General features: G+C 68.3%; 1 protein-coding gene. It reads left to right on the forward strand.

Going from position 1 to position 2,169, the window contains the following annotated elements; all coding sequences use genetic code 11:
- Positions 1–2,169: heavy metal translocating P-type ATPase (locus tag ACWCO2_RS36715; protein WP_450132410.1), on the forward strand; the 2,169-nt coding region annotated here is incomplete at both ends.

A 2,169-nucleotide genomic window follows, 5' to 3' on the forward strand; every position in this document is an offset into this window, starting at 1 on the left:
GCGGGGCGGATTGAGCGCAAGCTGAACAAGCTCGACGGCGTCGCGGCGACCGTCAACTACGCGACGGAGAAGGCCAAGGTCAGCGTCCCGGAGGGCCTCGACCCGCAGGAGCTGGTCGAGGTTGTCGAAGCCGCGGGCTACGGTGCGACGCTGCCCGAGGCGGAGCGGGGAGCCGAGCCCGCACAGATCGTGGAGGTCGATGATTCGGCGCGGTCGTTGCGGCAGCGGCTGGTGGTGTCGGCGGTGTTGTCGGTGCCGGTGATCGCGATGGCGATGGTTCCGGTGTTGCAGTTCACCTACTGGCAGTGGATTTCGCTTGTGCTGGCGGTGCCGGTGGTGGTGTGGGGTGCTTTGCCGTTGCATCGGGCTGCGTGGGCGAACGTGCGGCATGGTGCGGCCACGATGGACACCTTGGTGTCGATGGGGACGTTGGCGGCGTTGTTGTGGTCGTTGTACGCGTTGTTGTTCGGTACGGCTGGTGTGCCGGGGATGACGCATCCGTTCGAGTTGACCATCGAGCGGATGAGTGGTGATGGCTCGATCTATCTCGAGGTTGCTGCTGGGGTGACGACGTTCATCTTGGCTGGGCGGTATTTCGAGGCGCGGTCCAAGCGTCGTGCTGGTGCGGCTTTGCGGGCGTTGCTGGAGTTGGGTGCCAAAGACGTCGCGGTTCTGCGCGGCGGTGGTGAAGAGCGGATCCCCACCTCGGAACTCGCGGTGGGCGACCGGTTCGTGGTCCGGCCCGGGGAGAAGATCGCCACCGACGGTGTGATCGAGGAGGGCGGCTCGGCGGTCGATGCGAGCATGCTGACCGGTGAGTCGGTGCCGGTGGAGGTCGGTCCCGGCGATGCTGTCGTGGGTGCCACCGTCAACGCTGGTGGCCGGTTGGTCGTGCGGGCCACGAGGGTTGGTGCGGACACGCAGTTGGCTCAGATGGCTAAGCTCGTGGAGGACGCGCAGACCGGCAAGGCAGCGGTGCAGCGGCTGGCCGACCGGGTTTCGGCGGTGTTCGTGCCTGTCGTGATCGCGCTTTCGTTGGGGACGCTGGCGTTCTGGCTTGGTGCCGGTGCAACGGCATCGGCGGCGTTCACCGCGGCGGTCGCGGTGCTGATCATCGCTTGCCCGTGCGCGCTGGGGCTGGCCACGCCGACCGCGCTGCTGGTCGGTACTGGGCGTGGTGCGCAGCTGGGTGTTCTGATCAAGGGCCCGGAGGTCTTGGAGTCCACGCGGCGGGTTGACACCGTGGTGCTGGACAAGACCGGCACCGTCACGACGGGTCAGATGTCGCTGGTCGATGTCCACACCACCGCTGGCACCGACCGCGACGAGGTCCTGCGCGTCGCGGGTGCGCTGGAGAACGCCTCCGAGCACCCCATCGCCCGGGCCATCGCACGCGGTGCGCAGCAGCAGGTGGGTGAGCTGCCCGTTGTGGAGGGCTTCACCAACATCGAAGGTCTCGGTGTGCGGGGCGTGGTCGACGGGCACGCTGTGCTTGCCGGCCGGACCGCGCTGCTGGAGCAGTGGAGCCAGCACCTGCCCCCGGAACTGGGCGAGGCCAAGGCGGCGGCTGAGCAGCAGGGCAAGACCGCTGTGGTGGTCGCGTGGGACGGGCGGGCGCGGGCGGTGCTGGTCGTGGCCGACACCGTCAAGGCCACCTCGGCCGAGGCTGTCTCGCAGATGCGCGGTTTGGGTTTGACCCCGGTGTTGCTCACCGGTGACAACGAGGCCGTGGCCCGGTCGGTGGCCGCTGAGGTCGGGATCGATGAGGTCCTTGCCGAGGTCCTGCCCGAGGACAAGGTCGACGTCGTCAAGCGCCTGCAGGCCCACGGCAAGGTGGTGGCGATGGTCGGTGACGGTGTCAACGACGCCGCCGCTCTCGCCCAGGCCGACCTGGGTTTGGCGATGGGTACTGGCACCGATGTGGCCATCGAGGCCAGTGACATCACGCTGGTCCGTGGTGACCTGCGGGCGGCTGCGGATGCGATCCGGTTGTCCCGCCGGACGCTGCGCACCATCAAGGGCAACCTGTTCTGGGCCTTCGCCTACAACATCGCCGCCCTGCCCCTGGCCGCAGCAGGACTGCTCAACCCCATGATCGCCGGAGCCGCCATGGCCTTCAGCTCCGTGTTCGTGGTCTCCAACAGCCTCCGCCTCCGCAACTTCCGCAGC

The sequence above is a fragment of the Saccharopolyspora sp. NPDC002376 genome, assembly GCF_053593195.1.